We start from the raw sequence: 274 nt of genomic DNA, 5'->3' as shown, positions 1-274 counted from the left end.
TTCTGTTGATGCTTCTAAACAGCTACATAACTGAGTTAAAGAGGTTTTAGCGACATTTTGACTCATCCATACACATAAAGCGACTAAATCTTTTGCTTGGTACTTACTGGTTCGTTGTACAAAACCAACATCTCTAGCAAGATCTCGTAAGAAATTTGGAGATAAGAAGTTTTGAATTTCTTGAGCAAATAGTTGTAATTCATCAGATACAGAAATAGACATACAAAAACGCCATCCTTTCCTATGAGTCTACAGAAAGAATAGCGTATTTTTT

The 274-nt window shown here is 33.9% G+C and carries 1 pseudogene; it reads right to left on the bottom strand.

The window, feature by feature from the left end:
* Positions 1 to 222, bottom strand: a pseudogene (locus AZF08_RS24935) (IS4 family transposase); the annotation flags it as partial.
* Positions 223 to 274: the final 52 nt, after the last annotated feature.

Source organism: Bacillus gaemokensis, assembly GCF_001590835.1.
GTDB classification, from domain to species: domain Bacteria; phylum Bacillota; class Bacilli; order Bacillales; family Bacillaceae_G; genus Bacillus_A; species Bacillus_A gaemokensis.
Note: the sequence above shows the minus strand (reverse complement) of the source record. Positions and strands in the feature narration are given on the sequence as shown.